The following is an 8,017-nucleotide window of genomic DNA, read 5'->3' on the forward strand; positions in this document are numbered from 1 at the left end:
CACTCAGATCAAAAAACGCATTTCAGTTGGCGGTATCGATGTTGACGAAGACTTCGTTAAAGAACTACTGATTAAACATTTGAGAACGGGAGATGCAAATGACCGCCCCACTCTCTCAGACGCTTTTGACATCTACATGGCAGAGAACACATCCGCACACCGCAGAAAGTTCAAACTCAATGCCAATCAATACTTCAACAGGTTTAGCGCCATGTATGGGGATCTTTACCTTGATGAGCTTAAGCACTGGCACATCACCCAATATCGAGACGCCATGCTGGCGCAGGGACTGCATCCAAACAGCATCCGCAAACACAACAACATCCTGAATGCCATGATCAATATGGCATTCAAGCACTTGGACATTGACAGGCTCAGTCCCTTCAGGGGACTACAGATACGTGGCGAGGGTGAAAACACAAGACCGATACCACCCATCACGCCAGAGAAGATTGCCAAGGTCAAAAGCTTCTTGATCCGTCACAACACCCCAGCCAGCTTGGTGGGACTGATACAACTCAACACTGGTCTTAGGATTTCTGAGCCCACTCTGGCAAGGCTAGAAGACTTGGTGCTTGAACATGAGATTCCGCATCTTTGGGTACGAAAGAACCGACTGACAGATCGAAAAACCAAAGCCAGCATTCGAGCTGTGCCACTCGTTGGCGTATCACTGGATGCAGCTAAAGAGTTACAAGCTAGAGCATTACGGCTCAACTCCCCCTGGCTACTGCCTTAATACGCGAAGGAGTTTGGAGCTTGCTCTTGTTCAGCCATCTTGAACAAAAACTTGCGCCCCTTTGAGTTTCGCAGTCACATGTTTAGGCATGCATTCATCGACAGACTCAAAGCGCGAAATGACATTCCACTGCCTTTGGCCGAAAGCATTACGGGACATGGACGCGGGCAAACTGATTTTGCTGTTTATGGCAGCGTTGGCTACACGCTCGAGCAAAAGCTACAGGTCATTCAAAAGATTGAGATTTAATTTCTAATTCATCCTGGGGCACGGGCTATCTCGTGCCTTGCTCCGGATACGGCCACTAGATACACCCCACAGTTTCGCAAGAGGGTTGTGGGGTTTTTCTTTGCTAGCACACACCCGCACACTCTTCGTACTCCTTTGCTGCTGGCATTGACTTGCGGCGCTGCGAAACTGTGCTGAAAAAAGCAGCAAAGCTGCAGCAGTTGGCAAAGCCTTGTGCGCGGGTATGAAACAGTCGCAGCTCAGCTACCCCACACTGGCAATGGCTCAGCAAAGCTGCCCACAGCGACGTTGGAAACGACTTACAACGGACCCTCAACCGCAGCCGCCCGTGCCCATACGCTGAGAGACGGTGAGTTGGTGCTGTACAAGCGCAGCCACAGTCGAGTTTGACCATGCCGCTACAAGCTCTACGACAACCAGTGGTGTTGACGCCGCAGATTAACGACAAGCAACCGAGTGTTCCTCTGCTGGCCTAAAAAGTGATCCGTACGTGAAGGCTACCTCTTGCCGATATTGCCGTGCGGCGAGGCGTCGACTGGCACGGTCACGTGAAAAAAAATAATGTAAATGTCATTCTGGTTAATACCTAGCTATTTTTTGAGACGACTGGTCTATTATTAAATACATGAACTCACAGTCGCTTGTCGCTCCTAAACGAATCAGCCGCACTGAGCGCGCAGCTGCACGCACCAGCACAAGGGAAATGTTGGTGCGTTGCGGCACGGAAATCTTCACTGAGAGAGGCTTTCAGGCGACCGGCATAGACGAGATCCGCCTGCGGGTAAATGTGCCTAAAGGTTCGTTCTATCATTTCTTCTCCAGCAAACACGAGTTCGGACTTGCTGTGATAGACAACTACGCCGCGTATTTCGAACGCAAGCTAGCTCGATCTTTCGACGACACACAGTTGATGCCGCTTGAGCGTATCTCTGCCTTCGCCAACGACGCCATGCGTGGCATGGCCAAATTTAATTTTCAGCGGGGCTGCTTGATCGGCAATCTTGGGCAGGAACTTGGCGGCCTGAACGATGAGTTCCGCGACAAGCTGGAAGCCGTGCTGCAGGCTTGGCAATCGCGAACTGCGAGTTGCCTGAGCGACGCCGTGCGGACCGGGCAATTGTCCGTCAGTGCGGACTGCGAGGCGCTTGCCGAGTTTTTCTGGATCGGATGGGAGGGTGCCATTCTGCGCGCCAAGCTCACGCGTAACAACAATCCGTTAGAGCGCTTTCTCGCCCATTTCATGCTCACGGCGCGAGCCGCCTGAGCTATTTACTTAAATTTTTTGGAGCACTTCCTTTGAAGGCAATCTGGCTCGAGCAATCCGATGGAAAGACCCACGCGGCGCTTAAAGACATTCCCGAGTCAGTCTTGGACGAGGGCGACACTCTGGTGAGCGTGGAGTGGTCGTCCCTCAACTACAAAGACGGCTTGGCCATCACAGGCAAGTCGCCCATCGTGCGTAAGTTCCCGATGATCCCGGGAATAGACCTTGCAGGTACCGTTAAGTCGTGTAGCAGCGGCGCCTGGCTACCAGGCGATCGTGTTGCGCTCACGGGATGGGGATACGGCGAAAACGCATTCGGCGGTCTCGCGCAGATGGCCCGCGTGAACGGTGACAAATTGGTGCGCCTGCCAGAATCAATGGAGACGCGGACGGCAATGGCCATAGGCACGGCCGGTTTTACGGCGATGCTGTCGGTGATGGCGCTAGAACGCAACGGCGTCTCCCCCGACAGGGGTGAAGTACTCGTTACCGGCTCAGGCGGAGGCGTGGGAGGCTTTGCGGTCGCCTTGTTGGCCAAGCGCGGCTACAAGGTGGTGGCGGTTACAGGGCGTGCGGCTGAAGGTGAACGCCTATTGCGTCTTGGCGCTGCTGAAATCATGGACCGCGATGCGTTTTCGCAGCCCGGCAAACCACTTACAAAAGAGCGCTGGGCCGGCGTGGTAGACAGCGTCGGCAGCCACACGCTAGTGAACGCCTGCGCCAGCACGCGCTACGGCGGCACAGTCGCGGCCAGTGGTTTAGCGCAAGGCATGGATTTCCCCGCATCGGTAGCACCTTTTATCCTGCGCGGTGTCACGCTCGCGGGCATTGACAGCGTGTCCTTTCCGATGTCCAGCCGCGGCGCAGTGTGGCAAGGGCTCGCGCAAGACCTTTCGCCCGATGCGATTATGAACATGGCCGTGTCGTTGCCGCTCGAAGACGTTATCACGCGCGCGCATGACCTTCTCGCCGGCACGGTGAGCGGCCGACTCGTGGTAGACCTTCGATGAACATTGATCCTTAATGAATTCATGTACGCAACCCTGATCAGTGGAGACCGCACCCTAGATGGCGGAACTTTGGAACAGCGGGTTCTGCGCGTGGCGGGCGGCTTAATGAGCCTGGGCCTTGGGCCCGGCGACGTCGTTAGCATCCTGATGCGCAACGATTTCCCATTGCTGGAAGTGACGCTCGCGGCAGACAGGACAGGCGCTGTCGCAGTGCCGCTCAACTGGCACGCTAGTGCAGAAGAAATAGGCTTCATCCTGCAGGATTCTCAGGCGCGGCTGCTGGTCGTGCATGCCGATCTGCTAAAGAAAGTGGCATCTGTGGTGCCCGCAAATTGCAAGGTTCTGGAGGCTGTGACGCCGCCCGAAATCCAGATTGCCTATCGCCTGACTGAAGAATCCTGTTCACTCGCCGGTAACGCCATGAACTACGAAAACTGGGTGCAGGCATCAGAAGTTTCAACTGCTGCGCCGGTCTCAACTCCTTTTCGTCTTCTCTACACGTCCGGTACGACGGGTCGTCCGAAAGGCGTCAGGCGCTTGAGCAGCTCTCCCGAAATGACTGCGAGGTTCGGTCAGCGCGTTAGGCTGGCGCACGGCCAGGAGATCCGGCCAATCCGCGCCGTGATGACGGGGCCGCTCTACCACTCTGCGCCGAATGTTTACGCGCTCAACTGCGTCCGCTTTGGCGACTTGCTGGTGTTGCAGCCGAAGTTCGATGCCCAAAGACTGCTTGATCTGGTCGAACGCTATCGACTTAGCCACATGCACATGGTGCCAACCATGTTCAGTCGTTTGCTCGACTTGCCCGAAGAGCAAAAGGCAGCCTTTGACACTTCGACGCTGAAAGCTGTTGTGCATGGTGCGGCGATGTGCCCTCGCGACGTCAAACAGGCCATGATTGATTGGTGGGGACCTGTGATCATGGAGTACTACGCCGCCACTGAGATCGGAATCATCACCGCGAGTACCTCGCAGCAATGGTTGGCGCATCCTGGCACCGTGGGTTCGCCGCCGGAAGGCGTGCAGATCGCGATTGTCGATGACCAGGGCCTACCAGTGCCGACGGGCGACATTGGCGAGGTGTTCATCCAATCCGACATGGCCGACCTAGTGACTTATCACAATCGACCTGAAGCGATGGCTGAGTTGCGTCGAGGCGACTGGTTGACGATGGGCGACATCGGCCATGTCGATGCGGACGGCTTTCTCTGGATAAGCGATCGCAAGAAAGACATGGTGATCTCCGGTGGCGTAAACATCTTCCCGGCGGAACTTGAAGAAGCGGCGCTGCAATTGCCACAGGTGCGCGACTGCGTCGCCTTCGGCATACCGGATCGGGACCTTGGTGAAGCCTTGGCGATGGTCTTTGAGCCGCATGCAGGCGCACAGATCGAGCCGGACGAAATGCGCGAAGCGCTCAGGGCCAAGCTGGGAAGGTTGCGCGCGCCCAAGGTATTGCTTAGTATGCCTTTGCTACCGCGCGAAGATAGCGGCAAGATAGCGCGCCGCAAGCTCAAGCAGCAGTACCTCGATAGCCTTATTCATCCCGCTACGAAGTGAACAAGATGCTAACTTCCGACATCGTCATCAGTGGCTACGCCGAAACTCGAAACGTGTTCCGTTCGGGCCGAAGTGCTTATGACCTGGCTGCGGATGTATTGGACGAAATCGTGCGCAAATACAGCATCGTGCCGGCGGACATCGACGGGCTGGCGGTGACGGCGGCGCTCAGCGAAGGCAGCAATCCCTTTCACGCTGCTTACCTGTCCGACACGTTAGGTTTGCAACTCGACTGGCTGGGCACCGGCACTACCGGAGGCTGCGCGATGCTTTGCGCGGTCTCGGCGGCCGCTTCGGCGCTGCGCGACGGGCGCTGTAAAGTGGCGCTGGTGATTGGTGCCGATGCGCCCAGCACCACATATTCGAGCCACTATCGCGCTTACCGCGAGGAATTCCAGGTGCCGACGGGCCTGATTCGCCCACCGGCGGCGTTCGCCTTGGTGCAAAACGCCTACGAACAGCGTTATGGCGCTCCTGATGCTGCGCTGGCAAAGATTGTGGTCACGCAGCGCGAGCATGCGCTGCAAAACGCGCGAGCCTGCGACAAGCTGCGAAAGGCGCTCACCCTGGATGACTACCTGGACTCACGCAAGGTGTCCGATCCGCTTCGCCTGCTGGACAGCGTGATGTTCTGCGACGGTGCCAACGGTGTGCTGATGATGCGGGCCGAAACGGCGGACGCGATGGGGCTACCTAAGTCGGTGCGGCTGGCCGGCTATGCCGAGCGCACCAACCATAATGTTCAGGATCAGACGCCAGACCTGCTCGACTCGGGCTTCAAGGTGGCCGGGGTCCGCGCGCTAGCGCAAGCCGAGCTTTCCGTGAACCAAGTAGACATGCTGCAGCTTTACGACGACTTTACCATTGCAGTGCTGATACAACTGGAGCATATGGGTTTTTGCGGCCCGGGAGAAGGCGCCTCGTTCATCGGCAAGACCGATTTTCGGTTCAGCGGCGATCTGCCGCTGAACACAGGTGGGGGGCAACTATCGGCCGGCCAGCCGGGCCTGGCCGCGGGCGGCCTGAACCTGGTGGAGGCTGTGCGCCAGCTGTTTGGCGAAGGCGGCGCGACGCAGGTCAACAGTCCGCGCAACGCGCTGGTTACCGGCATCGGTGGCATCGCCTATGGCCGTGGCTGGATGATGAGCAACGCCCTGGTGCTGGACTTATGAGCGAGCTTCAAAAGTCAAGGCTTGGCTTGGCCATCGGCCAGTACATGAACACGTTGCCTTTCTGGGAAGCAACGCGCGAGCAGCGTTTACTGATGCAGTTCTGCACGCAGTCACAGCGATGGCAGGCGTATCCGCGGCCCGGCAGTGTCTACACTGGACGCCGGCAACTGGAATGGCGGGAAGTCAGCGGTAAGGGTGTGGTGGCGAGCTGGACGGTTGACCGGATGAACACACTCACCGCAGGCCCGGTAAGCCGCATTCATGCGCTGGTCGATCTAGCGGAAGGAGTTAGGTTGCTGAGCTGGCTCGTCGAGTGCGAACCGGCGCAACTGCGCACCGGCCTGCCCGTTCGCGTCGAGTGGGTCGCGCTCGGAGAAGGTTTGCAGTGGCCCGCCTTCACTTCCCTCAAAACGGTTATCAATAAATAAGGCGCTTCAGCGCAACAGGGGCAAACATGAAATTAACTCAAGGGGCAAACATGAAATTCACATTCAACACATTTCGTTCTGTGGCATTTGCCACCATCCTCGCATTCACCGGCACGGCCTTCGCGCAATCCGGCAAACCTTTGAAGATCGTGATCGGAACGCCGGCCGGCGCGTCGATGGACACTTTGACCCGCTTAATAGCGGAGAAGATCAAGGTCACGCTGAACCGGCCTGTCGTCGTTGAGAACAAAGCTGGAGCGGCTGGCCGAATTGCAGCGGAAGCTGTGAAGGCTGCGCCGGCCGATGGCAGTACGGTCTGGATCACGGCCTCTGCCAATGTTGTCGCACAGCCGCTGGCCTATAGCAACCTCAAGTACGACCCGTTCAAGGACTTCGTGCCTGTTTCCCAACTCGCCAGCTTTCAAATGGCGCTGGCCGTGCCAGCCAGTTCAGGCGTCAACAGCGTGGGCGACTACCTGGCCAACGCAAAGAAGAACCCGTCCAATGCGATGTACGCTTCACCGTCTGCCGGCAGCTTGCTTCATTTCCTTGGAGTGATGCTGAGCAATGAGTCGCAGATACCTTTGACGCACGTGCCTTATCAGGGCACTGCAAAGATACTACCTGATTTAATCGGCGGACAGGTGCCGGGAGCGTTTCTCGTGATCGCCGACACCGTGCAATACCATCGCAGTGGCAAGCTGAAGGTTTTGGCAGTGAGCGGCGAACAACGTTCGCAGTATTTGCCAGAAGTTCCCACCTTCAAGGAATTGGGTCTGAACGTAGTAGGCACTGCCTGGTTCGCGGCCTATGCGCCGGCCGACACGCCGCAACCGGTGGTAGATGCGATTAGTAAGGCCATGGCCGAAGCAATTACCACTCCGGATCTACAAGAAAAGCTCAAGGGAATGGGGCTTGACCCAATCGGCAATTCATCGCGCGAATTGGGCCTGGCGCACCGTTCCGAATATATCAAGCTCGGCCCAGTTATCAAGGCTTCCGGCTTCAAGGGCGAAAATTGACGAGTTATCACCCCCGGCTCAGTCTTGACGCTGTATGTCGTAGCCGAATTCCTCAAATGCCGAATTAATCACGACTACATCGTCGGTATTTCTGCGATCGTGACCGATTGCGCAGCGTGCAAAAGTTACGCTGCGCAAATTGTAGGGTGAAAGGCCAGACAAGCCCGGTAGCCGTGCTCGAGTTGTTGACATGTCTGCAGAATTCGAGCCACAAGAGCAGCGGTGCCGCTCCAATTTCCTGGTCCTCATGCATCATTCGCTCAAGTCTAAATTGCAGGTAGGCGCAGTGGGAGGCTGACTGTTTTTTTTGACACATTGGTAAGAACGCCCTTTTGGTCGCAGCACATCCGGCTGCACCAAACGCTGACAGCAATGAAGCATCTCTACCCTGCGCTGTGTACCCAGTAGCCAAGTTTGAATAAACGCTCACGGATCGTCAGCACAGCCTCTTTGCTAACCGAAAGCCATTCTCTTAAATCCCAAGCAAGACATTAATGCAATCAACTCGAACAGGAGCACGTTCTGACTTGCCACCTACACGTCCAGAGCACCCGTACCGTCCAGACTCTGGAC

7 protein-coding genes are annotated in these 8,017 nt (G+C 56.7%); all 7 read left to right on the plus strand.

Going from position 1 to position 8,017, the window contains the following annotated elements:
- On the plus strand, positions 1-739 hold a 739-nt coding region (locus tag ACOVRJ_RS21305), incomplete at its 5' end, for a phage integrase SAM-like domain-containing protein (protein ID WP_422045826.1).
- Between the two features lie 874 nt (positions 740-1,613).
- A complete protein-coding gene (locus tag ACOVRJ_RS21310; protein WP_422045827.1) occupies positions 1,614-2,252 on the plus strand; it encodes a TetR/AcrR family transcriptional regulator in 639 nt (212 codons plus the stop codon).
- 32 nt (positions 2,253-2,284) lie between these two features.
- The gene (locus tag ACOVRJ_RS21315) at positions 2,285-3,262 is read left to right on the plus strand and encodes an MDR family oxidoreductase (RefSeq protein ID WP_422045828.1); all 978 of its coding nucleotides are present in this window, start codon (positions 2,285-2,287) and stop codon (positions 3,260-3,262) included.
- 21 nt (positions 3,263-3,283) lie between these two features.
- Complete coding sequence (locus ACOVRJ_RS21320) at positions 3,284-4,822, plus strand: acyl-CoA synthetase (RefSeq protein ID WP_422045829.1); 1,539 nt, start codon at positions 3,284-3,286, stop codon at positions 4,820-4,822.
- A 5-nt stretch (positions 4,823-4,827) separates the two neighbouring features.
- On the plus strand, positions 4,828-5,994 hold the full coding sequence (locus ACOVRJ_RS21325; protein ID WP_422045830.1) for a thiolase family protein: 1,167 nt from the start codon (positions 4,828-4,830) through the stop codon (positions 5,992-5,994).
- Positions 5,991-6,422, plus strand: a complete 432-nt coding sequence (locus tag ACOVRJ_RS21330) for a Zn-ribbon domain-containing OB-fold protein (protein WP_422045831.1) — start codon at positions 5,991-5,993, stop codon at positions 6,420-6,422. The genes ACOVRJ_RS21325 and ACOVRJ_RS21330 overlap by 4 nt, the downstream gene beginning before the upstream one ends.
- A gap of 50 nt (positions 6,423-6,472) precedes the next feature.
- A complete protein-coding gene (locus tag ACOVRJ_RS21335) occupies positions 6,473-7,444 on the plus strand; it encodes a Bug family tripartite tricarboxylate transporter substrate binding protein (protein WP_422045832.1) in 972 nt (323 codons plus the stop codon).
- Positions 7,445-8,017 lie beyond the last annotated feature (573 nt).

The sequence above is a fragment of the Roseateles sp. genome (assembly GCF_049240545.1).
Classification (GTDB): Bacteria; Pseudomonadota; Gammaproteobacteria; order Burkholderiales; family Burkholderiaceae_C; genus Paucibacter_A.

Bases quoted from the DNA above. Each gene is read 5' to 3' on its own strand.
- ACOVRJ_RS21310 (WP_422045827.1), top strand. From the start codon at position 1,614: ATGAACTCACAGTCGCTTGTCGCTCCTAAACGAATCAGCCGCACTGAG.
- ACOVRJ_RS21320 (WP_422045829.1), top strand. From the start codon at position 3,284: ATGTACGCAACCCTGATCAGTGGAGACCGCACCCTAGATGGCGGAACT.
- ACOVRJ_RS21325 (WP_422045830.1), top strand. From the start codon at position 4,828: ATGCTAACTTCCGACATCGTCATCAGTGGCTACGCCGAAACTCGAAAC.
- ACOVRJ_RS21330 (WP_422045831.1), top strand. From the start codon at position 5,991: ATGAGCGAGCTTCAAAAGTCAAGGCTTGGCTTGGCCATCGGCCAGTAC.
- ACOVRJ_RS21335 (WP_422045832.1), top strand. From the start codon at position 6,473: ATGAAATTCACATTCAACACATTTCGTTCTGTGGCATTTGCCACCATC.